This window comes from Paenibacillus wulumuqiensis (genome assembly GCF_000971965.1).
GTDB lineage: Bacteria > Bacillota > Bacilli > Paenibacillales > Paenibacillaceae > Saccharibacillus > Saccharibacillus wulumuqiensis.
Genome location: NZ_LAQP01000004.1, coordinates 415685 through 441233, shown reverse-complemented (window position 1 = coordinate 441233; position 25549 = coordinate 415685). Strand labels below are relative to the sequence as shown.

The window sequence follows — 25549 nt, the reverse complement described above, 5'->3', positions numbered from 1 at the left end:
GCCCCCCAGCTGTGCGACGGAATATCAGAATTAATGATTTCTGTAGTTTTTGATAGTCACCGGCAGGCTGTGCTGCCTGCAAATGACCTCCGGCGTACAGCTTCAGGCAGGCGAACCATAATGGTCGTGCCTGCCTGAAGCCGATGATCCGGCAATGCTTATTTGGAGCCTCTTTGCAGAGCGTCCAGTTCCTGTTTGCTCAGCGGACGATGAAGGCCGCGCTTGAGATTGCCAATCAGCAGTTCGCCAAAAGCGATCCGTTTCAGACGGATAACTTTGTGGGACAGGGCATCAAACATGCGGCGGATCTGACGGTTCTTGCCTTCATAGATCGTTACACGGATGGTAGCCTGCTTCTTGTCGGTATCGATATCGTAATACTCAGCTTCTGCCGGCTGGGTCATACCATCTTCCAACTGGATACCTCTGCGGAATTTGTCCAGAGAATCGCCGTGCGGTACACCTTCTACCGTAACGAGATACGTTTTGGGTACGTGGTGCTTGGGATGGGTCAGTCTGTTGGCCAGTTCACCATCATTGGTCAGAATCAATAACCCTTCGGAGTCATAGTCCAGACGTCCAACCGGGAATACGCGTTCATTAACGCCTTTGAGATAGTCCTGTACAGTTTTCCGTCCTTCCGGATCAGTTACACTCGTGATGACTCCCTTGGGCTTATTAAACATATAGTATACTTTCTTCTCAGCTGCGATGGATCTTCCGTTTACCGTAATCTCATCGACAGTCGGATCCGCTTTGGTTCCCAACTCAGTGACTACCTCACCATTGACGGTTACTTTTCCCGCCAGAATCAGTTCTTCACTTTTACGGCGTGAAGCTACACCCGCTTGAGCCAATATTTTCTGCAATCGTTCCATAATAGTCATTTCACCTCATGTTAATGATACTCATATGCGAACAAAATCACAAGATAAAGGATAAAGTTAACGCTCTTCTTCATTGCAATTTGGAGAAATCAGGCACTCATAAGAAGGTACAGCTGCTATTCCTGCGCAGAAAGCATACCGGTCATCCGGCAGTCGGTTGAATACTATATAGTAAAGAAAGAAAAATAACGATCGATATTACAAAAAATCCTCAACCTGCCCGTACAGCAGCGGTTGAGGATTTTTGTAGATAGGCGATCGTCCTGATCATAAATTATAGGATGGTTCAGGAACCGATCCGGCTCCGGTAATTACTGTTGTTATCTCTACACTTGTCATATCGACATCTCAGCCGAACAGATCCCTAATCGTATGGCTGCTTATTTGATATAGTCGGCCATTGATGTTACTTTCAGTCCCTCTGCACGGGACGGCACCATGGCTGCGGATGACAGACCATACTGCGGTTTACGTGATCCGCTTTGTACCACATCGGTCAGCTGGCAGAAATGGACACGATACGTCTGTCCCGGCAGCAGGTCAAAGAAGTTATCACTGAACTCCCCTGCATTATCCGCAGACAGCCATACCTGGCGGGCCAGCTTGTCTGTGGTCAGTTCGATTACGGTTGCACCGTCTTCTTCCTTTTCCGTGACCATGATATTCGGTGGGCTCATCGAAATATCCTTGTACGAGACAAAGTAGCTCAGCTGGGAATCAATCAGTTCTCCATCATGCTCCAGCTCAACGAGCAGCACCGCCTGATTCGGATCGACGCCATCCAGCAGATGATCTCTGGACAGGGACATCAGCTTCAGACATTCATTGCCTGCCAGGCTGAACGATTGCGGAATCTCCTTGTACAGTTCACCATCCGTGCCGAGTACTTTGACCCGGATCATCAGTGCGGCTGGAGCCAGCACATCGGAGATGGCATAGATATCAAACTGCTCTCCGCTCGAACCGTCTACCGATACGGCAATATCACGGAAGCTGCGTTTGGCGTAATAGTGCATCGCTTTCCAGCGGCCAAAGTAATCCATGCCTGCCCAGGAAGCGACCGGCCAGCAGTCATTCATCTGCCAGTACAGCGTACCCATGCAGTACGGCTTGTTGCGGCGGTGAGCTTCAATCGCCATCTGCATCGCTTCGGCCTGCAGCACCTGACTCATGTACAGGAAGGACGGGAAGTTTTTGGGTTCCGGCAAATATTTATCCATGTATTCCTTGATCAGACGGTTACCGGCACCATTCTTCTGATGACGCAGCATCACCTCGGATTCCAGTTCCATGTCCGACTCTTCGGCATAGGTACGAACAGAACGGTATTCCGGGAAGGACTGGAAACCATATTCGCTCATAAAGCGACCAACATATTCGTTGTACCGTTCAAACGGCTCACTGGCATGCCATACACCCCAATAGTGAATATCCCCGCTGTCTGTCAGTCCCTGGGTATGCTGCTCTACCGTATCGGTCATGTCGACCATCGGGGAAGATGCCCAGTAGTCGATACCCGGAGATTCACTGGCTACCACGTCCGGCAGCAGTTCATGGAAAATGGCTTTGTAGTCGTTCCAAATCTGTTCGCGCTGCTCTGCCGTATAATTCTTTTTCCAGCCCCAACCGCCATCTTCGATATAATGCGCCCATGCGGAATCCATCTCATTATTACCACACCAGAGGACCACCGATGGATGATTGCGCAGACGGCGTACATTGTCTTCCGCTTCAGCCTGTACACTGTCCAAAAACTTTTCATCTCCCGGATACATGCTGCAGGCGAACATAAAGTCCTGCCATACCATAATGCCGTATTCATCACATAGTTCATAGAATTCGTCATTCTCGTAAATGCCGCCGCCCCATACGCGCAGCATATTCATATTGGCCTCAGCAGCCGATACGATCTCATGCCGGTATCGCTCATAAGTGACTCTTGGCAGGAAGCTGTCATTCGGAATATGGTTGGCTCCTTTGGCAAAGACCGGCACCCCGTTGAGCTCAAAGTAGAACGAAGTTCCCGGGTAATCGCCATGCTTTTCCCTTACCAGACGTACCGAACGAATACCGGTACGGATACTCTGCTCGGCCAGCTGATTTTGCTGGTCGGCTGCATCGGTCACAGATATTGTAAACGTATACATATTTGCTTCGCCAAGGCCTCTTGACCACCATAACTTGGGGTTTTCCAGCGTCAATGGAATCTCGATGATATCGGTACCTTCCTGCAGCGTCACCTGCTGTTCCCAGTTCTGATCTTCTGTGTGGATATGCAGATAGCCTTTGCGCTCCAGCTCGGAGTACACCTGGATAACAGCTGTGAGATCAGCGGATTCCGCCGTTACCTGATTTTGACGAATGTATACGTCTTCAATTCGCACGTCTGACCAGGCGACCAGCTCGGCTTCACGCCAGATTCCACTCGTTACAAAGCGCGGACCCCAGTCCCAGCCATAATGATAAGGCGCTTTGCGGGCAAAGATGCTGACACGCTGCTCGCCCAGCTCGCCTACGTCCGACTGATCATTGCTCGCCGGCAGCGCGTAACCAAGTGCTTCCAGTTTGGGCAGATCTTCCTGAATCGGAGAACGGAAATAGATGCGTACCGTGTTCTCTCCTTCTTTGACATATCCTTTCACATCGGCTCTCCAGGTACGGAACATATTATCTGCGGACAGCACCAGCTGATCGTTCAAATATACATCCGCATACGTATCGAGTCCATGGAACAGCAGTTCCACATGGGAATGCTTCAGAGCGGATTGATCCAGCTGGATAGTCGTTATGTATTCCCAATCCTTTTTGTCGACCCATTGTACTTCTTTTTCATTTGTACCATAAAATGGATCGGGAATCAGATCGTGCGCCAGCAGATCGGTATGTACAGTACCCGGTACCTGAGCGGACAGCCATTCATTCTCATCGGCTGCCTTGAACTTCCACTCTTGCAGGGTAAGGCGGTAAGGCGTGATTTGCAGATTGCTCATCGCTTCATTCATCCTTTCGCTATTGGGTTATGCCTACACCTTACTATGACTGGAACCAATAATCAAATTAAATTGAGATTACGAATTATGCCAAAAATGGATAAACCGGCAGCCCGCTGTTTGCGGCAATAACGTTACCCATTTAAAGGAAAGCGGAACGGATGGTACGGCAGGGCAGCAGCGGTTACGCTTTTACCAAAAAAAGCAGACCTGCCGGATAGCCTCCCGTCGGTCTGCTTTTTATTGAACTGCGGATCGGGAATATATATTTCCCATCCTCGTCAGATAGAATATTCACTTCCCGTACAGTAATGCCTGCTCAGGCTTTGTGTTCTTCATCATCCTGTTGCTGCGAAGATTCTGCGGCCGGTTGTTCAGTCAGCACTTCTTGTGCCGCCTCGATCAGTTCCTCACCGAGTTCTTGCAGTGCAGGAATATCTTCATTATAGGTCTGTTCCTCGAGACGGTGAAACAGCAGCTGGGTCTCTTCTTCGAGATCTCCGGCATCCTCGAACAAAGCGGCATCCGGCAGTTCCCGCAGTCCGCTGAGACCGAAATAATCGAGAAACGCCTTGGTTGTTCCATATAAAATAGGACGACCGATCGCTTCGGCACGGCCCACTTCCTGAATCAGGTCTTTGTTGACCAGCGTGTAGATCGGACGTTCCGATTTGACTCCGCGAATCTCTTCGATCTCCACTCTCGTAATCGGCTGCCGGTAGGCCACGATCGACAGTGTCTCCAGCGCAGCCTGGGACAGAGAAGAACGGTTGGGCGATTCCGCCAGCTTTTCATAATAGGATGCATGTGCCGGCAGGGTAGACAGCTGATAGCTGCCTGCGATATGAATAATCTGAATGCCGCGGCGAGCTTTTTTGAGATCGGCCTGCAGCTCTTCAATCGCGATCTGGACCGTCTGTACAGGCTGATCGGTCACTTCGGCGATCTGCTTGATATTCAGTCCTTCCTCACCGGAAAGGAACAGCATGCCTTCAATAACTGCTTTCAACTTCTGGGACTTCATTAATGCTTATTTCTCCTCTCCACTCCATCACAATGTCATCAAACAACTGGCTCTGATAACACGAAATCTGCTTCATTTTCATCATTTCCAGTACGGCCAAAAACGTTACCACAATCTCGTGGCGATACATGGCCTGATCCAGCAGTTTGGAGAACAGCAGGTTCTCTCCTCGTTCCAGGGCCAGAAAACGATTGGCCACTTCACGAATCCGGTCCTTGACCGAGATCTCATCACGCTGGATGCGGGTAATCTGTGTTCTCCGGCTCGCCCGGCGAAGCGCCTTGCGGAAAGCTTCTACCAGATCCATCGTATGCAGTCCTTCGACCGGATTGTAATTGACTTTGGCGGTAAAGGGCTTGAGGTCTTCCGGTTCCTTGGTAAAAATCAGACTCCGCTCTTCTTCCCGCTCACGCAGATGTCCGGCAATGCCCTTGTACTTGCGATATTCGACGAGCTTGCGCACCAGCTCTGCGCGCGGGTCCAGATCTTCTTCCTCATAATAATCAAAATCATCCATCTCCATGACCGGCGGTCTGGGCAGCAGCAGCTTGCTCTTGATCGACAGCAGCGTCGCCGCCATAACGAGAAACTCGCTCGTCACTTCGAGCTCAAGTTCCTTCATACTATGAAGATACTCCAGATACTGTTCCGTGATTTCACTGATCGGAATATTCTGGATGTCAATTTCCGATTCGTCAATTAAATGAAGCAGCAAATCGAGCGGCCCTTCAAACGTTTCCAGTTTGTACAGTACAGTCACAGGCACACTCCTTTAATGGGATTCATTCGATGCGGCCCTGTTCTCCGGAAATGCATAACGCACATCTCCTCTATATTCAGGCAGTCGCAGCATCGACAAGCTTAACATACAAACCTTATTTTATCCTTAATGCATAGCTATGACCATACATATTCAGCAAAAAAGAGGCTCATTCCTTTTCAGGATAGCCTCTTTTCGGGAAAATCGCTACTATTCAGTAATTATTTCATCTGTCTGGTCAGGTTCGCCATTTCAATTGCTGCATTTGCGGAATCCCAGCCTTTGTTGCCTGCTTTGGTGCCGGCACGTTCGATGGCCTGTTCGATATTTTCGGTGGTTACCACACCGAAGATGACCGGTACGCCTGTTTTCAGGTTAATCGCGGATACGCCTTTGGCGACTTCGTTGCAGACATAGTCATAATGACTGGTCGATCCGCGGATCACGGTGCCGAGGGTGATAACGGCATCATATTTGCCGGATTCAGCCATTTTCTGGGCGATCAGCGGAATTTCAAACGCTCCGGGTACCCAGGCGACGTCGATATTGTCCTGCGGTGTGCCGTGACGCTGGAGAGCGTCGAGTGCGCCGCTGAGCAGCTTGTTGGTGATGAACTCATTAAAACGGGCAACGACAATGCCGAATTTCAGATCCTGCGAGACTAAATGTCCTTCAAAAATGTTAGCCATGGTTAGTTTCCTCATTTCAAGTAGGGTTAGTGGGGAGGCGAACAGCTGCTGCTGTGATGGGTCCGCTCGGGGAAAGGATGATCCACCGGCCTCCGGTTAAGAATGGATATCTGGAATGACTGCTCTCGCAGTCGATATCCATTCTTAAATGTCGGCCTTGTGGATCATTCCTTTCCCCTCGCTCCGTGCATCAAGATCAGCTGTCTGCCTCCCGAAAAAAGATGGTCGGACAGTAAGGTGGGCAAGGGCGCTGCGCTGCTTGCCTGGGGTTGCTGGTGGTGCTGGTTAGGTGATAGGAGTGATGCTTAGCTTGGTTCTGGGATGATGGTTTGGTGGTGCTGGTGGGATAGGATGACTGGAGTGACATGTTGGTATCTATCCCTGGAAAATACATTTTTTTGCTTAAGTTGCCGGGTTGCTTGGGGTGGAGCTGGTTTTGGTTTGTAGATAGGTGATCAAGGCCTGGATGCTGATGAGCTGCAGGTTGTGTTTGGTGGCGATGGTCCGCAGTTGGTCCAGGCGGGCCATGGTGCCGTCTTCGTTCATGATTTCGCAGATAACGCCTGCGGGAGATGCTCCGCAGAGGCGGGCCAGGTCAATGGCCGCTTCGGTGTGACCGGGTCTGGACAGGACGCCGCCGGGATTGGCGATCAGCGGGAACATGTGGCCCGGGCGGCGGAAATGTTCGGGGCCGGCTGCCGGGTCGGTGATCGCCTGGGCGGTCATGGAGCGCTCGTGGGCAGAGATGCCTGTCGATGTGCTCACATGGTCGACCGATACGGTAAAGGCTGTGCCGTGGTAATCCGTATTCTGGGATACCATCGGCTGCAATTGCAGCTGTTCGGCGCGTTCTGCCGTGATCGGCAGGCAGACAAGACCGCGTCCTTCGGTAACCATAAAGTTGATTACCTGCGGGGTGGCATGATCGGCGAGCGCAATAAAGTCGCCTTCATTTTCCCGGTCTTCATCATCCACGACGATGATAACTTTACCCTGCTGCAAATCGTGTAATGCTTCCTCAATCCGGTGCAAACCGGAAGGTTCGTTATCCATGGTAGGTCCCTCCTTGGTATAAAAATGGGCTGCTGACGAAAATGCTCCAATGATGCACTACATATATCCGTTTTCCTGCAAAAAGTTGGCGGTCAGTGCCGATTGGTGGTTGGATTGTGCATCATTTGGTGAAGCGGAGCGGTACTGCAGCATATGCTCTACATACTTGCCGAGTACATCACATTCCAGATTTACGGTATCTCCGGGCTTACGATGGGCAAGCACCGTTTCCTTGAGCGTATGCGGAATGATCGAGATGGTGAAGCTATCGTTCATAACTGCCACTACGGTCAGGCTAATGCCGTCGACAGCGATAGAGCCTTTGGGAATAATATAGCGGAACAGGGAAGTATCCTGCGGCTTGATCCGGAAAACGACCGCATTCTGGTTATGCTCCACCTGCTCGATGACAGCTGTTCCGTCGACATGACCCTGCACAATATGACCGCCGAATCGGCTATTGGCCGCCATCGCCCGCTCCAGGTTAATTGGGCTGCTGGAGTGAAGATCCTTGAGACTGGACAGACGGTGGGTCTCCGGCATGACATCCACGGTGAACAGCGAACCGGCAATCGAGGTGACCGTCAGACAGACACCATTGCATGATACACTGTCACCGATCGCCAGACCGGGCATGATGCGGGAGGCAGTAATACTGAGCACCATCGTCTCGCCGCGGCGTTCACTGCGCTTCAGGGTGCCGATTTCTTCAATCAATCCGGTAAACATGGGCTTCCTCCTTTGGTTCAGGATATGCTGAATATTGAGATTTTTTACGTTTACAGATGATGGTAGACCGCACGTCCGCTGATACAGACGTTATCGTCCAGTTGCTGCACTTCCATCTGATCCAGCGTCACCGCCTGATTCATCTTCTCGAATCCGTCAAAGGTAAAAGTGGACATTCCGCCGCCAATCAGCTTGGGAGCGAAGAAGAGCGTCACGCGATCGACCAGACCGGCTTCGAGCATCGCTCCGTTCAGCCGGCCGCCTCCTTCGAGCAAAATGGAGGATAGCTCCTGCTCACCCAGTGTACGCATCGCCAGTGGCAGATCCACCTGTGGTCCATCGCCGCAGATCAGTATACGTACACCCTTTTGCTGCTCCAGCTGCCGCATTCGATCAGGGTCAGCCTGTGACGTTGTAATAATGATCGTATCGGCTTCTTCCGTATTCAGCAGCCGGGCTCCATCCGGAATACTCAGTCTGGAGTCAATTACAATCCGTACCGGATGGATACCGGGCACGGTGGTACGGGTCGTCAGTTCGGGATCATCTGCCAGTACCGTTCCGATACCGACCATGATGCCCTGGTGACGGTGACGCATCCCATGGACACGTTCGCGGGCATCGCCATTGGAGATCCATTTGCTGTCGCCTGTGCGTGAAGCGAGACGTCCATCGAGCGTACTGGCGGTCTTGAGCGTAACGAATGGCATCCTGGTCGTGATGTATTTGTTAAATGTCTCGTTCAGCCGCTCCGAACGCTCCGCCAGTACACCGGTAACGACTTCTATACCATGACTGCGAAGCCGCTCAATGCCTGAACCGGCTACCTGAGGATTCGGATCTACTGCGGCGACAACGACACGCTTGACCTTTTCCTGGATCAGACGGTCGCTGCATGGTGGCGTCTTGCCATAGTGGCTGCACGGTTCGAGAGTCACATAAGCCGTTGCTCCCTCCGCGTCGGCGCCAGCCATATTGAGCGCATGAACTTCCGCATGACCGGTACCTCGCTTGAGATGGGCACCCATGCCGACAATCCGTCCATCCTTGACAACGACACAGCCGACCACCGGGTTAATATCCGTCTGCCCCTGAGCTCTCTCTGCCATATCCAGTGCAAGTGACATATAAAATTCATCGTTTAATACGTTCATATTCAAGGCTCCTTTGGGTGAGTCGCGTTTCGTATTAGGTCAGCTGCTGTCCAGCACGAAACACACATAGTTACTATTAATAATATAGTAACAAAAATATATCGTTCTAACAATCTCACCTGATGCATATACAAAAAGCCCCGCGACTCGGTATATAACCGGGTCAACGGGGCTGTGTATCAGACAGGAAATCATGATTGTCATTTATGGATTCCAGCAGACATGGTCGTCAAAAAAACCTTGGATCTGCGAAATGGCCCTCAGCTGTACAATGTACGACAGACCGATACGGCAAATACACGCAAACCTGCAAAAAGGTCTCGACATCCCTGTGCATTATCGACATAACTCATACGGCTGTACAGCTGCAAGATAATCTTACAGCTCGCTCTCTGGTATAACACGACATATTAAAAATGCCTGCCAGAAATAAACTGATGAGTATATGTGAAATAAATGACAAACCTAGTACGACCGTTATGATAACGGTGGCACCCTTTTTCCTCTCCCATCCAGACTATACTGTCGGCTCCGGATTCTCACCAGATCCACCGCATCCGGCCAGCAGGCACAGATGACGGGTCACGGACTTAGAGCTTCATATTCAGCAGCCGACTCCATGAATGGAGTCGCATCCGAATACTGTCTCAACACCGCCGGTGGGGAATTTCGCCCCGCCCCGAGGATAAAATATTATCGAATTGTATGGTCACTTCTCACGTCTGCATTTGTCTGCAGCGTGCTGGTGAAATCATACCATCTTACTTGGTGAAAATCAAGAAAGTACATTTTGAGGTGGAGAATTTGCTTTTTTCTGTGATGAGGGGAGCATGAAAAATTGGTGCTTTTTGCTTCAATTACTCCAGAAAGGAATAAGGGCACGTCCTCCGGTTAAGCCTGGAAATCTTTTGTTGTACTTGGATAAATGAAGATCTCCAGGCTTAAAGCAGTAAGATATTTTGCTCTGCAAAAATCACTTCTTACTTGAACCTCCCGTTTTTATTGCCAAACGCTTAAAAATCGTCTTTTGCCCTTATTTCCTTTCTTTCGTTATGTGCGCAGTTGTCTGTGAGGCATCATTATGTAACAAGCCCGCCAGTTCGTTATAAAACGGAATTGGCGGGCTTTTATTTGTGTTCATTTTGTATCACTTGCGTACATTAACCGGTAACAGTTCTTGTACTACGCGCGGTAGCCGATTTCACCGTTTACAACAGTCATGCGCACCTGTGCTTGCAGCAGGGTGTCGGCTCCTTGGTAGATATCGCGGTCCAGGGCAGTGAAGTCGGCGGCTTTGCCGATCTGGATGGAGCCTCGCTGGTTTTGTTCGGCAACCGCGGCGGCGCTGCCGGTTGTAAACAGCTGTACGGCCTCATGGATACTCAGTCGTTCTTCGGGCAGATAGCCTTCAGCGGGTTCCATCATATCGGGTCTGCGCCGGGTGACAGCGGCGTGCAGGCCGAGCAGTGGGTTCAGCGGTTCGATAGGGGCATCACTGCCTCCGGCGCAGACGACGCCGGCGGTGAGCATCTTTTTCCAGGCGTACAGGTAATCTGTACGTTCCGGGCCTACCCGGTCCATTACCCATGGGAAATCGCTGGCAACGAATCTTGGCTGAATATCGGCGATCATTTGCAGCCGGGTCATTCGCTCCAGCAGAGAAGCGTCCAGTACCTGGGCATGGATAAAGCGGTCCGGCAGATGGCTGATGCCCTGCAGCGGATAGGCTTCCATGGCGGATAGCGTCATATCTGCTGCACCGTCTCCGATCGCATGAACCGCAATTGGGAATCCGAGGCGCCGCGCATAGGCGGTAATCTCGTTCAGTCGCTCCTGTGGATGAATCGCCATGCCTTTGGTCGCCGGTGCATCGCTGTAAGGCTGCTGCAGCAGCGCAGTCCGGCCGCCGATCGCTCCATCCGAGAAAATCTTGGCTGCGCCGATCCGCATCCATTCGTCGCCATCTCCAGCACGCAGTCCCAGCGCCTCAGCTTCCTGCAGATGCGTATAATAAATTAGCTGATGGCTGCGGAAATGCAGCCCCTCTTCGCGCAGCTCCCGGTAAATCCGCAGCATATTGTCGATACTGCCGAGAAAGCGCAAATCTTCGGTATGTGCGCCGGTCAGTCCGAGCCGCAGTCCATCTTCACAGGCGCGGCGAATCGCATTTTTGCGGGTGATGTAATCGGGTTCTGGCTGGACAGCGGTAAAAGCCATATTGGCTTCCTCATACACCCAGCCGTTCAGTTCGCCCGCTTCGTCGCGCCCGTAAGCGCCGGATGGAGGATCAGGGGTGGCTGCCGTTACACCGGCACGGCGAAATGCTTCACTGTTCGCCAGATACGCATGAAAACAGGTCCGTGTCAGATAGACCGGATGATCGGTCGTGATCTCATCCAGCTCCCGGCGCAGCGGCGGCACAGCTGGAGTGAAGGCATTTTCATTCCAGTTCAGGCCCAGAATCCATTCACCGGCAGGCGTAATACGGACCCGTTCGCGGATCATATGCAGCATCTCTTCCCTGGATCGCACATCGGAAAAGTCCAGCATGGACAGCTTCATTCCATGCATCGACAAATGCATATGCGAATCGACCAGTCCAGGCAGCACGGAAGCACCTTCCCAGTCCACAGTACTGTACTGCGAACCGGTTAGCTGCAGCTGCAGCTCACGGGTGCTTCCTATGGCCCGGATCATTCCATCCTCGGTATAGATTGCATCCGCGCCGGCAGGCAGACCGGTATGCGGGTTGAAGCGGCCATTTACAAATAAGGTTCCCGGCATATGTATTCTCCTTATCACGGATATATGTCCGCGTGTAATGTAGTGTGATACCCTGTCATTTTAGCATAATCCAAGTTTTACAAACCAGCTGATTTGCTTTAACGCCGGGGATATGGTTGGTTGCTAGACTGCTTACAGTAAAGATTTTGTGCACCTTCAGGTGTATGATTGTACGGATGAAATGTTGCAGCATATATTTTTTGATATCGCTTGTTTTAATATTATGTGTTGTTAGCATCAATCACTACAGAAAGGAATAAGGGCACGTCCTCCGGTTAAGCCTGGAGATCTTTTATTGTAATGGGGTAAATGAAGATCTCCAGGCTTAAAGGTCGTCCTTTGCCCTTATTTCCTTTCTTTCGTTCCGTGCGGATACAACATTTGTACGTGCTTTGTTTATATATATGCATATCCATTTTGTGTGCTGTACTCATTATAAATAAAAGGGGAGTTTGTTGATGATTCAGTGGAATAGTATACATAGCAAGAAACTGGCAAAGCGTCTGGCTTTGCTGACGACGGTGGCAGTACTTGGAGGCAGTCTGGTGAGCGGTGGGCATTCGGCTGCTGCAGCCAAGGCGGATATTTCACTGCGGACTGCGGTGCAGAATATGCAGGGCAAGATTAGCTGGAATGGGGCTTCCCAAAAAGCGGTCGTGACCGCTGGCGGTGTGACGCTCTCCCTTCGTTCGGGCAGTACGATGGCCATGCTCGCAGGCAAGCCAATTCGGCTGGATCAGGCGCCGGTCTTCCGTAACGGCACATTGTATGTATCAGAACATACGACCGGGCAGCTGCAGCAGGCTGTGCTGGCCAAGCAGAATCAGACGGGCTATACGCTGGCTGCTTCTTTTCAGATGCCTTCGGACAAAGCCGAGATTGCTTCTTCCACACCGGATGGCAAGCGTCTGGTCGTGACCGAAGCGGATGAAGGCAGCATTACGATTCTGGATATTGCCAATATCCACAAAACCAAAGTCGCCAAAACAGTCAGCTTCCATTCTCTTTCTGCCAAAGCGGAAGTTACCAGCGTAGCGGTGATGCCGGATGGCAAATATGCGCTGGCTGTCATTCGTACCGGTGACAACAAAAATGAAGCCAACCCGGGTATACTCGCGGTCGTTGATCTGTCCAGCTACAAGATAGCCAAAACATATCCGCTTGGTATTGGACCCGATTCGATCGCCATTTCCAAAGACGGCACCTATGCGGTCATCGCGATTGAAGATGAGGAGCTGGACCCGGCTACGGAAGAATTCGATTATCCAAATGCTAAGCGTCCCGGCAGCATTACAATTGTCCAGTTCAACCAGGCCAATGCGCTGGACGGCACGGTGACCGATCTTCCTGTCGATCTGAGCGGTGTAAAAGGAGCCATCTATCCGCATGAGCCGCAGCCCGAGTATGTTGCCATCAATGAAGCAGGCACTACAGCGGCTGTAACGCTGCAGGAAAACAACGTCATTGCCCTCGTTGATCTGGACAGCAAGCAGATTACCCGCATGTTCGCTCTCGGAACGACCCGCCATGCAGCGGATCTCAAAGACGATGGCAACGTATCTTTTGCCGATACGATGACCGGGCGTTATGAACCGGATGGCATTGCCTTTACCCCGGACGGTCAATATGTAATCACCGCCAACGAAGGCGATCTGGGCAAAAACGAATTCAAAGATGGCGTCAAAGCAGGAGGCCGCAATATTGCCGTCTGGGATCTGCAGGGCAACCGCATCTATGACAGCGGCAATCTGATCGACCGCGCAGCAGCACAGGCCGGACTGTATCCGGACGATCGCAGTCCCAACAAAGGCAGTGAAGTCGAGAATCTGACGGTATCCACTGTAAATGGCAAACCGGTTCTCGCCGCAGCCTCCGAGCGCGCGGATGCAGTTTTATTTTTTGACATCGGGAATCCGGCCCAGCCGGTATACAAAGGCTTGATTCCAACGGCAGGCGAATCACCGGAAGGCATCCACCGGGTCAACGGACGCAATCTGTTCGTCAGCGCGGATGAGAGTACGGGTACGATCAGCTTTTACGCCCCGGCTAAATAAACGAATGATCGAATTCGCCAACAAATAAATAAAAATAACGAAAAAAGACAGGCCTCTCTCAGGAAACCTGTCCTTTTTCGTTATGCGGTTGATTCCGGAATCAGCCGTACAGCGAATCTGCTATATCGATATCTCCATGCAGCCTGCACCTTGATTAAATATTACACATCGTAATTAACGAGATAATGCTGAAGCTCTGTATTGTAAAAGCCTTTGCTGTATTCGATCAGATTGCCGTCCGTATCATAGGAATACCGCAGCCGCTGCAGCAGCGCTGTATCTTCTTTTACCCGCAGCAGCACCTCGGTTGCAAAGTCCGCCGTCGCCACTGTAAAGCTGTCCCGGAAATTATGCAGTTCGATTCCATATTCTTCAATCAAATCATACATCGACTGCAGTTCCAGACCTTTTAGTTCCAGTGATAGCGGAAATACCGGTGCCAGATAATTCACATAATGAATATACGGCTGTTCATCCAGCCAGTACAGGCGCTCCACCTTGAGACAGCGCGGACCGAACAGCCGATAGATCTCGCTGTCGGGTTCATTGGTCACCCAGACCGAATGCAGCAGCTGCTTGCGGATCTGGTGCCCTTCTTCGACCAGCAGCTCAGTGAACCGTTTGCCCTTGGACAATCTAGAAAGGGATGTGTTGCGGATCACGGTCGTACCCACGCCGCTGCGCTTCTCCACATATCCCTCCTGGGCCAGCTCCTGTACCGCGTTACGGACGGTCATTTTGCTGACGCCAAATTCATTTTCCAGCTGCGGCTCGGAAGGGATTGTTGTTCCCATTGGATAGACGCCGTGCAGAATCCGGTCTTTGATAATTTTCTTGACCTGCAAATAAAGAGGTCCTTTTTTTCGCGTAATGGACATGAAATGTCCCTGCCTTTCTGCTGGTCATCTGTCTACATCCCTGCTCTGCTCTGTCATGGCCTGCCGGATCTCCATATCGGTCGATAACGGGGTATCTCCGGTAACCGTATGGGCCAGCATGGCAGCGGTCGCCGCATAATCGGCAGTCTGCTGCAGTTCCATGCCGGTTAATTGACCATGAATAATACCGGCGGTATAGGCATCACCTGCGCCGATCCGATCATGCACCGGAAACGTAAGCAGCCGGGAAAAGACAAATGAACCGTTCTTGTAAAGATAGCCTTGCAGTGAATGGGTGTTATCCTCATGAATCGCCCGGTGCGTTCCGGCGATTACAGCAATATCATACTTCCTGGCGACCTGTGGAATCAATTGTTTTAATTGGTCCAGGCGATCTGTCGATTCTGCAGACATGCCGAGTATGCCTGTTGCATCTCGCTCGTTCATCATGACGATGTCCGCATGGGCCAGCATTTCTTCATAATGCGGACGGGCCATCTCATAGCTGTCAGGACCCCATAGTGATGGGCGGTAATTGCAGTCCAGCACAACCTGCCCGCCCTGCTCTCGTACCGCTGCTGCCAGCCGCTTCATCTGCTGGCGCACACTTTCGTTCATTGCCAGTGTAATACCGCAGAAATGGATCAGCTGCACCCGTTGAGCGATCTGTTCATACGGATAGTTGTCCGGATCGGCTGTATTGAAGCTGCTGCCCAGACGATCCGTATAGGTCACCCGTCCGGGCCGCGGACCGAATCCATTCTCCAGAAAGTACATACCGATATATTTGCCGCTGCGCTGGATCAGTGAGGTCGAGATGCCCAGCCGACGCAGATAGGCGATCGCTGCTTCACCCAGTGGATTGGACGGCAGCGTGGTGATCAGATAGCCGTCATGACCGAACCGGGACAGCGCCGAGGTAATATTGACGCCTGTACCGGAAAATGTATATTTCAGCTCACTGCCCTGCGCCAGTGTCTCGTAGCCCGGCACCTGCAGCCGCATCATCACTTCGCCAAAAGCCGCTACACGGCAGCCTGCTCCCATCTGTACATCTACAGAGGTCTCATGCATAACGATCCACCAGTTCGGTCATCGTATGGTGCAGTGTCCGTACATGCTCCACTATCGTATCCCCGCTGCCGGAGTCGATAATGGAAGAGTACACATGCGGAATCACCTGCGGCACTCCCGCTTCCAGTGCAATCTGCACAATTCGCTCAAAATTATGCAGATCAATGCCTCCGGTCGGTTCCAGGGCAAACTGCTCCTGCGCACAGGCGGCTGCGACCGCGCGGTACTCCTCTTCCAGCTCCAGCCCTTTCATCGGAAAATACTTGATCGCATTGCCACCCATATCACGAATCAGCGCAATCGCTGCCTTGACCGGGACGACAGCCTGATCGGCACATGCGGCACTGACAGGACCCGTAGAGATATTCACATATCCCGGCTTCCCGCTCGGTGAGACCAGGCTGTTGATCCAGCTGTCTCTGCTGCCCAGATTCGCACGTGTGGCCCCTACAGCCGGGAATACCTGATTGATATGTGCACCCGCGTAGCTGCGGGCAATCTCGGCGACGACTGCCGCCTGACGATTATCGCCTGCTCCAAGCCCGATCGATACCGCATCCTCTATCGCTTCACCATACGTTATCATCGCTTCCACCGCGGACTCGACATCGGGATAGTTTTTGGACAGCACGCCGACCAGTACATGTCCATGAGCGGCTTCAAATACCTGCTTTGCATTATCGATACTGCCTGCCAGCACATTGAGTGCCGCACGGCCGCGGTACAGTCTTGCGGATAAAATGGTCATATGTCAGCCTCCTGTAATTTCCCGTATCCGGCTTGCAATGATCTCCAGATCATCGCCCAGCAGCGGCCGCGGATCAATATCAAAAAAGCCCTGCTTCACTCCATAATCCCGTGTATAAATGGCGATCTCCCCTTCGCGCAGCCGATCATTCACTTCCTGCGCGGTCAGATTGGCTGCTGCCGGATCAATATGTACCCTGCCCCGGAAAATCGCCCGGCCCGCTTCATCCTGAACAATCGTGACGGTGATGCCCTGCTGACTCGACAGCGGCAGCAATATATCCTGAAGGATCTGCTTCTCCTGCTCGCTCCGATCCGGCTTGTCCTGATATTCATCCAGTGCTTGCAGCAGACCGAATGTCGTCTCCTTGCCCACCTTCATGCTGCGTCCGATCCCGTGCAGCTGCGTCTTCAGCCATTCCACGTACATCCGTTTACCGGCTACGATGCCGGAGGTCGGCCCTTCGATAGCTTTGGAACCGCTGAAGATGACCAGATCGGAATACGGAATATACCGGGACAGCTCTTCTTCGGCTGCCGCATCGATAATCATCGGAATCTGATGACGATGAGCCACCTCCCACGCTTCTTCAAAGGAAATCATATTCTTCTGCACAGCATGATGGGATTTGACATACAGGATGGCTGCGGTATGCTCGTTAATCGCTTCTTCCAGATGCTCGGCGCGGCCTTCATTGGCATAACCAACCTCGACCACCCTGCCGCCGCCCAGATAGACCATTGTCTCGACAGGCGCGCCGTACTGGACGTTGTGGCCTTTGAACATCAGAATCTCGCTCCGGACAATAGGTTCCTGATGAAGCCGCAGACTGCGACGAAGATTCCCTTCCGTGACGATCGCCGCGACCGAGAGTGCAATGCCACTGGATGCCGAGTTGACGACCACCGCCGCTTCCGAACCGATCAGCCGGGCGATATAATCACCCGCTTTGTTAACCAGATCGGCGATCTCCACATAGCTCTGGCCGCCTGTTTTCATCGCCTCCATCACCGTATCTGTCGGTGCGGATACACCGAGAATGCTCATTCGCCCACTGGCATTAATGACCCGCTTGAGTCCGTACTTGGCATGTAAAGAATGTTCCATCTTTGACGACCCCTTTCGCTTCGATATGTCGGTCTGCTGTACGCTGTTCTCCCTCCGAGTCGGTCAGTATGATCGGCCCCGGCTCAATGGCAAACAAGGTCAGATCTGCCTGTTCGCCAGCCTGCATGCCAGCCAGTTCCGGACGATTCAGCCACTGCGCCGCATGGGTCGTTACCGCTTCCATAATATCGGTCAGTTCATAGCCCAGATACAGAAATTTGCTGAGTACGTTGGACATATTATACACCGGTCCATCCAGCCGGTTACGACGGTAAATATCTGTGCTGATCGTATGCAGGGGAATGCCGGCATCTCTCGCCTGCTCGGCTACCGCAAAAGAAAAACTGGCCGATCCATGACCCACATCCAGATGAATCCCCCGCTGCAGGGCAGCGATCAGTTCAGGCAGCGGCTGACCATGCTCATCGAACAGATTATTGGATTTGCCATTTAGATAATGGGTGACAATGTCTCCGGATTCCAACAGACTCAGCACCTCGCGGATATCCGGCGGTCCCGAGCCGATATGTACCATCAATGGCAGATTCATCTGTGCAGATAACTGCCTTGCCCGCCGCAGCGGTTCAATTCCCAGATTCTGTACCACACTGGCGCTGATTCTTGCTTTCAGTCCGACGATATGACCGGGATACTGCTGCACCGCTTTTTGTACCCGAGCTGCATCAATCCATTCCAGATTGGACAGTTCATCTACCCGGTGCAGTCCAATTCTTGAAATATTCAGAAAGGCCAGCAGCGATGTCCGTGTATCGATGCTCTGCTGCACCAGCTGATGAATATCATCGCCGCCACAGCTGCCGGCATCCACAATTGTCGTCACGCCATGCCGGATACCAATCTCATCAATCTCATCCCCGTAGGGAGACAGCTCGGAATAAGCGTGAACATGCATATCAATCCAGCCGCTGGTGACATACCATCCGTCACAATCAATCTGCTGCGTTCCTGATTGGACAGATTCCTGCTGCATTACACGGGATGGACGAATCGAAGAAATGATTCCTTCCGTTATCAGTACATCTACCTGCTCTCCGCTTAGCAGCATCGCCTTGCGCAGCAGCAGACCATGCGGCACATCCGTATTATGTTGCATTTGCCCTCATCTCCTGACCTGGATACGTATAATTCAGATGCTGCTTCAACGCTTCATAGGGACAGAGCCAACTGGCATATGATTACTTGTTATATAAATTAGCACAGATCATTATAAAAATAAACATAACGTTATTATGTTTAACGAAAATGTAATCTATATTTTACATTATGCAATATATATGTTACATATAGGTAGAGGTGACTGCGTTGGAAAACAGAGTAAGAAATGCCCGTATTCAGGCGGGACTGACCCAGCAGCAGCTGGCCGACCGGACCGGTGTAACCCGCCAGACGATCAGTCTGATTGAGAAAGGCAGCTATAATCCTACACTGCGTCTGTGTCTGGAGATTTGTTATGCGGTCAATCAGTCGTTGGATGAACTATTCTGGACAGACAGGGAGGACTAAAGTATGCGACCGATCAAGGATGAACGACTCGTTATGCAGAATCTAAAAAACATCCGCCTTGCCTTTGGCGTGCAAAGCGCTGGGATTGCCATCATTTTGCTGTACACACTGGTAAAGTATGGCCTGGAAGAGATGATAGCGCAGCCGATATGGATCGTATTTATGCTGACGGCGATGACTCTTGGCTATGCCAATCTTAGAATTTCCGTAGATATGGATCGTTCCGAGACTGCCCGCAAACCCAAGCCTTACCTGTACAATCTGATTCTGGCGGCAGGAGCCGGGATTATTGCCGGTGGTGCAGTATGGTTTAGCCAGCCGGAGAATTCGATGCGGGATGCACTTATTGTAGGAGGAGTTGTGTTTGTGTGTCTGCTGATTCCGTATTCGATTGTCTATTATTTGCAGCGCAAAAAAGCACGGGATGAGCAGGAAGAGGATTAATTCTCGCTTTAAATAACAGAAGCTCAATGAAACGGAATGTTCCATTGAGCTTCTGCTTGTTCATATGCAATCCCCAAAATTTCAGGCTAAATTGTTCTCTATTGTTCCTTCTCATTGGTATCTACAGTTATACATTCTGCACGTAAATCCAATTCAGTGATATCTTTAAATCCGATCACCCAAGTCAGTATGACAGCAATACCAGAGCTAACGATGCAGCCAATCACATAATACATAAAAGATGATTCCACAACCAGCGACAGCCCACCAATCAGACCTGTACCGATCCCGATAGCACCGACTTGGAAAATGCCCATGATTATGCCGCCGACTGCTCCTGCAATCACTGCAGCGATAAGCGGTCTTTTTAACCGGGCAATTACACCGTACACAGCAGGTTCCATAATACCCATACATGCAGTAAATACGGCCGCACCCGCTACCATTTTGAGAGACTTGTTTTTGGATTTCAGACATACCGCCAAACTTGCACCTGCCTGAGCAGAGTAAGCAGCGATACTCACAACCAGCATATAATCCATACCATAGTCAGACAGCGATCGTATCATCATAGGGGGAAGACCGGTATGAATACCGGTTAACAGTAGGATTGGATAGACGGCTCCCAGCAGAAACCCGGCCAGCCAGCTGTAATCCTCATACAGCCCAATAAATGCCTGGCCAACAAGATTGCCGGCTGCGACTGTAATTGGTCCAAATAGAATCACTACAAACGGTATAGTGACGCATACCATGGCAATCGGCAGAAAAATGGTATGCAGTATATTGGGAATAATGCGTTTCAGCCCTTTTTCAATATACGACATGCACCAAACTCCCAGTACTGCAGGAATAATGGTGGATGCATAGTTGACAGCAGGTACAGGAATTCCCAATAGATCTGTACTCGTCGCACTGTTCCAAAATTCGATCATGCCCGGATACAACAAAATACCTGCAATAAACGCCGCTGCATACGGATTGGTTCTGAATTGCCGCGCAGAACTAAATGCAGCAAGAACAGGCAGGAAATAAAACACACTATCCGAGATGATAATCAGAGGCTGATAAAGCTGACTTTCAAATGAAATCAATCCCAAAGAGAGTAATAAAACAACAATTCCTTTTAATAGTCCTGCACCGATTACAACGGGAAGGATCGGGCTCAATATTTCCGCCAAGGCATTTAAAATAAGATGTATCTTTCTTTGCCATAAGGGCATATTTCTATTCAGTCTGGCAACCTCGTTATGTATTTCCTCTGTTTTCATATCTTTGCTCCTCTAAAATGTATAGGTCTAATCACAAACTAAAAACAGGCTGTCCAATGTCGGAATGACACCGGACAGCCTGTCTGATCGCTGGCAGACTGCATTACACAACCGCCAAGCGATATCATTTCATAAGTAATTGTAAATTATGCTTCTACCACTTCTACAGTTTCCATTTTGTCGCGGCCCTGGAATGCGTCAACGTATTCCATACCTTTTACGACTTTACCGAAAACAGTGTGCTGTCCATCCAGGTGAGGCTGTGGCTGGTAAGCGATGTAGAACTGGCTTCCGCCTGTGTTGCGGCCGGCGTGAGCCATAGCCAGGGAACCGCGCTCGTGTTTGTTCGGGTTGATTTCGCAATCGATCATGTAACCTGGACCACCAGTACCTGTACCGTTCGGGCATCCGCCCTGAGCTACAAAACCTGGGATTACACGGTGGAAGACCAGACCGTTGTAGAACCCTTCACTTGCCAGTTTCTCAAAGTTGGCAACCGTATTAGGAGCATCCTGATCGAACAGATCGATAACTACCTCGCCGCCATTTTCCAATTTGATTTTAGCCTGTTTTGCCATAATCATCTATCTCCTCTCGTGTATCAGCGTTATTGAGTGTATTCAACAAGCTGTATATTAAAAATACATACAGGATGCCATGCTGAATACCCGTAAAGGCGATCAGCACAGCACCCTATCAGTTTACTATGAAATTCATTTCAACGCAAAAGATTATAACCATCCCGGCATATTCTCTACCTGTGGATCAGCTGCGCAAAGCGGCCGATGCCTGCAAACGGGCCGGAATTTGGTCATTGCCGACCAGATCTTCATAGCTCTCGCGGCTGACGATTACCTCACTCTGTCCATCCTGAACGAGCACGACGGCCGGACGACGCAGACGGTTATAATTGCTGGCCATCGAGTAGTTGTAGGCACCGGTACAGGCCACAGCGAGCAGGTCGCCGGATACCGGATGAGCCAGCTCAATATCCCAGATCAGCATATCGCCGCTCTCACAGCATTTGCCGGCGACCGATACGAGCTCGGACGTTTCATCCGCCGCACGATTGGCGATCACCGCTTCATACTTGGCATCATAGAGGGCTGTACGCGGGTTATCCGACATGCCGCCGTCGACAGATACGTATTTACGGATGCCGGGGATATCCTTGCTCGTTCCTACCGTATACAGCGTCGTACCGGCATCGCCGACGATACTGCGTCCCGGCTCGATCCAGATCTGCGGCACAGTTCCTTCACTGTCGGCAAAATGCTTTTTGACCGATTCGGCAATCGCCTGCACATAATCGGACACCTGCAGCGGACTGTCTTCTTCGGTATACCGGATGCCAAAGCCACCACCCAGATTGATGACGGAGAAATAAATATCTTTCTCGTCCTGCAGCTGACGGGCAAACTCCGATACACGCTGAGCTGCCACTTCAAACCCATCCACTTCAAAAATCTGCGACCCGATATGCGAGTGCAAACCGAGCAGTTCAACACTGGACAGCTGATCCGCCTGAACAACTGCCTCATACGCAGAACCGTTGCCGATATCGAATCCGAATTTGGAATCTTCCTGTCCGGTAGAGATAAATTCATGCGTATGCGCTTCGACACCAGGAGTAACGCGCAGCAGAATCTTCGGCTGCAGCCCTTTCTCCGCAGCGATCGCATTCAGCAGATGCAGCTCGATCAGGTTATCGACCACAAAACAGCCGATACCTGCATCCAGCGCGAGTTCCAGCTCCTCCGGCGTCTTGTTATTGCCATGGAAATGGATACGTTCCACCGGGAATCCGGCTTGCATCGCTGTGTACAGTTCTCCGTCAGAGACCACATCCAGCGACAGCCCTTCCTCTTCTACGATGCGGCACATCGCCATGGTACAGAATGCCTTGCTCGCATAAGCGACCTGAAATTGCATCCCCGTCGCGCGGAAAGCGTTCATATATTCCCGGCAGCGCTGACGGATGAGTTGTTCGTCCATAATATATAAAGGGGTGCCATACTGCTCTTTCAGAGCAACCGTATCACAGCCGCCAATTTCAAGATGTCCCTGCTCATTGATCTTGCTTGTTCCATGTAAATACATCGTTGTCCTCCGTTCGTTCATTTGAATGTACAGTCAGTATAGAACGGTTCCCACAGGTGCAGAATGGACTATTGTACTGAACATTTGTATTATATGGGGCTACTGTGGATGGCCCCGGATGGAATGTGGGTGTTCCTTTTATTGTAACATTTGGAGACAAGATATGGACCTGGATTATGTGATTTTTAACAATTTATATTCCGGTAATACAATAACTTTTGTATAGAGAGTATATTTTCTTGTATGAAGTGTAAATAATTTTAGTATAAATCTTTCGCTGGAGACATCTCTTCCGTACAATTATTTGATACTATCGCAGTCATAGAACCTTCTTGGACACAGAAATCAGGTTTTTGCGACGATAGATGCCCAGCATCATCCCGATAGCCGCATAGCTGAGAATGGTAGCTGTAGCACCATAACCAAAGAATGGCATATACATAGTTGTAAATGGCAGCACACCGATAGAAGCTCCCAGTGTATACAGCAATTGCCCGATCAGCATCACTGCTAATGAAGTGAATACGAGCTGTCCGTACGGATCTGTAATCAAACGTACGGTCGTCAGACACCGGGTAATGAATATGGCTATGACAAGCAGCAGTACCCCTGCAGCAATCCAGCCAAAAGCGTAGGTGAAATAGGTGAACACCAATTGGGACGGTGAATACGGAAGATGATCGGCTCGTACGCCAAATCCCTGTCCCCACCAACCTGCACTGCGGACAGAATGCATAATCTGAAATCTATTGTAGGCATAATTCGGATCTGGCGCTGCGAAAGAAAATGTCTCCGTAATTCGATTCCATGCCTGCTTGTTTTTGAACAAGGTTAGCCCAACGCTTGCTGCAAAAGCTGCAGAAAGTGCAACAATCAGTCGGCGGTTACCGCCTGCACGGCCATACATCATGGCAACCGCAACAATATAGAAAATCAGTGTCAGCCAGTGAGTCATGCCAAAAGCAAAATATAAGCCTGCAGGCAAAATCATCGCAGCCAGAACAGCAAGATGGGATCTGCTCTTCCAATCGACCGTTGACCAATCCTGCCGGGACAGTATACCCGCTATAGCGATCAGATAAGCGTATATCCCCAATGCCCAGCAATCCAGTGAAACAGGTCCAATTACTGCATAATACCACCCTTTTCCTTCAAAATTTATTCTCGAAGGGACGTGGAATAACAGTAACTCCGCGATCAGGGTAAACCCATAGAGATGCCAGGCATATCGACTGAACAGACGATAATCCAGAAAATAAAAGATTATAAACACTATCATTCCCAGAATGCTAAAAAAGAGCTGGAAATCGATCATTGCACTGTGGTAATCTGCTTCGCTGTAACCTGCACTAAAGGAGAAAACAGTCAAAAGCCCCATGGCGGCTACCATTCCGATAAGCAGCAGCAGCTTCCAGTTGAGAACAGGTTTATGTATATTTCTAAAAGAGCGGTTCAATGCATCGGCATCTCCCATTTGATCAATCGCCCACAGCATCGCTTCCTCCTCCGGGTAACCTTCTTCCTGTCTGCTGGCTGCCAGTTCATCCAGATGGGACTGCATTTCCATACGTATTTCCTCACGCATTGCTTTGGAACGAATTCCCTTGCCAACGGTATTCAGAAATTGCCGGGAACATTCGGCAGCACTCTGTGTATGCCGAGATTGGTGTATGCTCATCCCATACTCTCCTTTCCAATGACCCTATCGACTGCATTTTTGAACAGATTCCACTCTCGTGTTTTTTCCTGAAGCTGCGCGATTCCTGTCTCTGTAATCGAATAGTATTTACGCTTCCTGCCGCTGCTCTCCTGCCAGTAAGATTCTACCCAGCGTTCGGACTCCATGGCATGAAGGATCGGATACAATGTGCCTTCTTTTAGCGAAAATATGCCCTGGGAACTTTGTTCCAACTCTTTGATCAATTCATAGCCGTACATATCTTTTTGTGATAAAAGCGTCAGTACAAGTGTACCTGTAGAGCCTTTGAGCAGCTCTTTGCTGATTTTCATGCTGATCCTCCTTCTTTTAATATACCTAGTAAATCTATGCATAGAATTATGAGGTATTATAAACCAGAAGATGAATGTAAAGCAACTTCTTATTGTTAAGCCTGTGCTTTCCCCGCGATAGTTCAGTAATTAGTTTAATAGATGTATGTATTACCAGGACGTATTAGGAGGAGATTTACTCAACCACTCAAATGATGAACCGATTAAATCATTAAATATTTAACGTTTATCGGTTTATTCTATTGAATACGAATGATAATAGTAAACAA

At 50.5% G+C, this 25549-nt stretch carries 21 protein-coding genes, 1 pseudogene and 1 riboswitch; of the genes and pseudogenes, 3 read left to right on the top strand and 19 right to left on the bottom strand.

What is annotated here, in order from left to right:
• Positions 1 to 158: 158 nt before the first annotated feature.
• The 9 genes and pseudogenes from WH45_RS14000 to WH45_RS13960 all read right to left on the bottom strand — a co-directional run bounded on the left by WH45_RS14000 (position 159) and on the right by WH45_RS13960 (position 12070).
• Positions 159 to 878 carry a pseudouridine synthase gene (locus WH45_RS14000; RefSeq protein WP_046214994.1) on the bottom strand — a complete coding sequence of 240 codons (720 nt, stop codon included), beginning with the start codon at positions 876 to 878 and terminating at the stop codon, positions 159 to 161.
• 389 nt (positions 879 to 1267) lie between these two features.
• Positions 1268 to 3877: a beta-mannosidase gene (locus WH45_RS13995; protein WP_052723784.1), complete on the bottom strand. Its 2610-nt coding sequence runs from the start codon at positions 3875 to 3877 to the stop codon at positions 1268 to 1270.
• Between the two features lie 319 nt (positions 3878 to 4196).
• Positions 4197 to 4901 (bottom strand): SMC-Scp complex subunit ScpB, encoded by a 705-nt coding sequence (gene scpB / locus WH45_RS13990; protein WP_046214993.1) that lies wholly within the window; start codon positions 4899 to 4901, stop codon positions 4197 to 4199.
• A complete protein-coding gene (locus WH45_RS13985) occupies positions 4870 to 5661 on the bottom strand; it encodes a segregation and condensation protein A (protein WP_046214992.1) in 792 nt (263 codons plus the stop codon). Before WH45_RS13985 ends, scpB begins: the two co-directional genes overlap by 32 nt.
• A 221-nt stretch (positions 5662 to 5882) precedes the next feature.
• Entirely contained in the window at positions 5883 to 6350 is a 468-nt protein-coding gene (gene ribH / locus WH45_RS13980; RefSeq protein WP_046214991.1) for a 6,7-dimethyl-8-ribityllumazine synthase, read from the bottom strand.
• A 435-nt stretch (positions 6351 to 6785) separates the two neighbouring features.
• Positions 6786 to 7403 (bottom strand): annotated as a pseudogene (gene ribB, locus WH45_RS13975) (3,4-dihydroxy-2-butanone-4-phosphate synthase); the annotation flags it as partial.
• A 57-nt stretch (positions 7404 to 7460) separates the two neighbouring features.
• On the bottom strand, positions 7461 to 8132 hold the full coding sequence (ribE, locus tag WH45_RS13970; protein WP_046214989.1) for a riboflavin synthase: 672 nt from the start codon (positions 8130 to 8132) through the stop codon (positions 7461 to 7463).
• A gap of 50 nt (positions 8133 to 8182) precedes the next feature.
• On the bottom strand, positions 8183 to 9286 hold the full coding sequence (ribD, locus tag WH45_RS13965; protein ID WP_046214988.1) for a bifunctional diaminohydroxyphosphoribosylaminopyrimidine deaminase/5-amino-6-(5-phosphoribosylamino)uracil reductase RibD: 1104 nt from the start codon (positions 9284 to 9286) through the stop codon (positions 8183 to 8185).
• A gap of 496 nt (positions 9287 to 9782) precedes the next feature.
• Positions 9783 to 9977: riboswitch (FMN riboswitch) on the bottom strand.
• Between the two features lie 491 nt (positions 9978 to 10468).
• The gene (locus WH45_RS13960; protein ID WP_046214987.1) at positions 10469 to 12070 is read right to left on the bottom strand and encodes an amidohydrolase; all 1602 of its coding nucleotides are present in this window, start codon (positions 12068 to 12070) and stop codon (positions 10469 to 10471) included.
• A 458-nt stretch (positions 12071 to 12528) separates the two neighbouring features.
• Here WH45_RS13960 and WH45_RS13950 point away from each other — a divergent pair, with 458 nt between their 5' ends.
• Positions 12529 to 14124, top strand: a complete 1596-nt coding sequence (locus WH45_RS13950) for a choice-of-anchor I domain-containing protein (protein WP_046214985.1) — start codon at positions 12529 to 12531, stop codon at positions 14122 to 14124.
• Between the two features lie 161 nt (positions 14125 to 14285).
• On the opposite strand, the gene WH45_RS13945 is transcribed toward WH45_RS13950, so the two are convergent.
• The 5 genes from WH45_RS13945 to WH45_RS13925 are packed head-to-tail and all read right to left on the bottom strand — an operon-like array spanning position 14286 to position 19045.
• The gene (locus WH45_RS13945; protein ID WP_046214984.1) at positions 14286 to 15002 is read right to left on the bottom strand and encodes a GntR family transcriptional regulator; all 717 of its coding nucleotides are present in this window, start codon (positions 15000 to 15002) and stop codon (positions 14286 to 14288) included.
• Positions 15003 to 15026: 24 nt separating this feature from the next.
• On the bottom strand, positions 15027 to 16076 hold the full coding sequence (locus tag WH45_RS13940) for a sugar kinase (RefSeq protein WP_082096790.1): 1050 nt from the start codon (positions 16074 to 16076) through the stop codon (positions 15027 to 15029).
• Entirely contained in the window at positions 16069 to 16824 is a 756-nt protein-coding gene (dagF, locus tag WH45_RS13935; RefSeq protein WP_046214983.1) for a 2-dehydro-3-deoxy-phosphogluconate aldolase, read from the bottom strand. The genes WH45_RS13940 and dagF overlap by 8 nt, the downstream gene beginning before the upstream one ends.
• 3 nt (positions 16825 to 16827) lie before the next feature.
• Complete coding sequence (locus tag WH45_RS13930) at positions 16828 to 17931, bottom strand: DgaE family pyridoxal phosphate-dependent ammonia lyase (protein WP_046214982.1); 1104 nt, start codon at positions 17929 to 17931, stop codon at positions 16828 to 16830.
• Positions 17885 to 19045 (bottom strand): amidohydrolase/deacetylase family metallohydrolase, encoded by a 1161-nt coding sequence (locus WH45_RS13925; RefSeq protein WP_046214981.1) that lies wholly within the window; start codon positions 19043 to 19045, stop codon positions 17885 to 17887. The genes WH45_RS13930 and WH45_RS13925 overlap by 47 nt, the downstream gene beginning before the upstream one ends.
• Before the next feature lie 209 nt (positions 19046 to 19254).
• Between WH45_RS13925 and WH45_RS13920 the strand changes: the two genes are divergently transcribed.
• On the top strand, positions 19255 to 19455 hold the full coding sequence (locus tag WH45_RS13920; protein WP_046214980.1) for a helix-turn-helix transcriptional regulator: 201 nt from the start codon (positions 19255 to 19257) through the stop codon (positions 19453 to 19455).
• A gap of 3 nt (positions 19456 to 19458) precedes the next feature.
• A complete protein-coding gene (locus WH45_RS13915; RefSeq protein WP_046214979.1) occupies positions 19459 to 19899 on the top strand; it encodes a hypothetical protein in 441 nt (146 codons plus the stop codon).
• Positions 19900 to 19997: 98 nt separating this feature from the next.
• On the opposite strand, the gene WH45_RS13910 is transcribed toward WH45_RS13915, so the two are convergent.
• The 5 genes from WH45_RS13910 to WH45_RS13890 form a co-directional block, all read right to left on the bottom strand.
• A complete protein-coding gene (locus WH45_RS13910) occupies positions 19998 to 21170 on the bottom strand; it encodes a PTS transporter subunit EIIC (RefSeq protein WP_082096788.1) in 1173 nt (390 codons plus the stop codon).
• A gap of 146 nt (positions 21171 to 21316) precedes the next feature.
• A complete protein-coding gene (locus WH45_RS13905; protein WP_046214978.1) occupies positions 21317 to 21748 on the bottom strand; it encodes a peptidylprolyl isomerase in 432 nt (143 codons plus the stop codon).
• A gap of 187 nt (positions 21749 to 21935) precedes the next feature.
• Positions 21936 to 23270: a diaminopimelate decarboxylase gene (gene lysA, locus WH45_RS13900; RefSeq protein ID WP_046214977.1), complete on the bottom strand. Its 1335-nt coding sequence runs from the start codon at positions 23268 to 23270 to the stop codon at positions 21936 to 21938.
• 319 nt (positions 23271 to 23589) lie between these two features.
• Positions 23590 to 24948, bottom strand: coding sequence for an FtsW/RodA/SpoVE family cell cycle protein (locus WH45_RS13895; RefSeq protein WP_046214976.1), 1359 nt, complete (start codon positions 24946 to 24948; stop codon positions 23590 to 23592).
• The gene (locus tag WH45_RS13890; RefSeq protein WP_046214975.1) at positions 24945 to 25280 is read right to left on the bottom strand and encodes a PadR family transcriptional regulator; all 336 of its coding nucleotides are present in this window, start codon (positions 25278 to 25280) and stop codon (positions 24945 to 24947) included. Before WH45_RS13890 ends, WH45_RS13895 begins: the two co-directional genes overlap by 4 nt.
• Positions 25281 to 25549 lie beyond the last annotated feature (269 nt).

Coding starts and splice junctions, on each gene's coding strand:
- scpB (WP_046214993.1), bottom strand. CDS start 4,901: ATGAAGTCCCAGAAGTTGAAAGCAGTTATTGAAGGCATGCTGTTCCTT.
- lysA (WP_046214977.1), bottom strand. CDS start 23,270: ATGTATTTACATGGAACAAGCAAGATCAATGAGCAGGGACATCTTGAA.
- WH45_RS13890 (WP_046214975.1), bottom strand. CDS start 25,280: ATGAAAATCAGCAAAGAGCTGCTCAAAGGCTCTACAGGTACACTTGTA.
- dagF (WP_046214983.1), bottom strand. CDS start 16,824: ATGACCATTTTATCCGCAAGACTGTACCGCGGCCGTGCGGCACTCAAT.
- WH45_RS13910 (WP_082096788.1), bottom strand. CDS start 21,170: ATGAAAACAGAGGAAATACATAACGAGGTTGCCAGACTGAATAGAAAT.
- WH45_RS14000 (WP_046214994.1), bottom strand. CDS start 878: ATGGAACGATTGCAGAAAATATTGGCTCAAGCGGGTGTAGCTTCACGC.
- WH45_RS13960 (WP_046214987.1), bottom strand. CDS start 12,070: ATGCCGGGAACCTTATTTGTAAATGGCCGCTTCAACCCGCATACCGGT.
- WH45_RS13950 (WP_046214985.1), top strand. CDS start 12,529: ATGATTCAGTGGAATAGTATACATAGCAAGAAACTGGCAAAGCGTCTG.
- WH45_RS13895 (WP_046214976.1), bottom strand. CDS start 24,948: ATGAGCATACACCAATCTCGGCATACACAGAGTGCTGCCGAATGTTCC.
- WH45_RS13995 (WP_052723784.1), bottom strand. CDS start 3,877: ATGAGCAATCTGCAAATCACGCCTTACCGCCTTACCCTGCAAGAGTGG.
- WH45_RS13925 (WP_046214981.1), bottom strand. CDS start 19,045: ATGCAACATAATACGGATGTGCCGCATGGTCTGCTGCTGCGCAAGGCG.
- ribE (WP_046214989.1), bottom strand. CDS start 8,132: ATGTTTACCGGATTGATTGAAGAAATCGGCACCCTGAAGCGCAGTGAA.
- WH45_RS13945 (WP_046214984.1), bottom strand. CDS start 15,002: ATGTCCATTACGCGAAAAAAAGGACCTCTTTATTTGCAGGTCAAGAAA.
- WH45_RS13940 (WP_082096790.1), bottom strand. CDS start 16,076: ATGCATGAGACCTCTGTAGATGTACAGATGGGAGCAGGCTGCCGTGTA.
- WH45_RS13905 (WP_046214978.1), bottom strand. CDS start 21,748: ATGGCAAAACAGGCTAAAATCAAATTGGAAAATGGCGGCGAGGTAGTT.
- WH45_RS13930 (WP_046214982.1), bottom strand. CDS start 17,931: ATGGAACATTCTTTACATGCCAAGTACGGACTCAAGCGGGTCATTAAT.
- ribD (WP_046214988.1), bottom strand. CDS start 9,286: ATGAACGTATTAAACGATGAATTTTATATGTCACTTGCACTGGATATG.
- ribH (WP_046214991.1), bottom strand. CDS start 6,350: ATGGCTAACATTTTTGAAGGACATTTAGTCTCGCAGGATCTGAAATTC.
- WH45_RS13915 (WP_046214979.1), top strand. CDS start 19,459: ATGCGACCGATCAAGGATGAACGACTCGTTATGCAGAATCTAAAAAAC.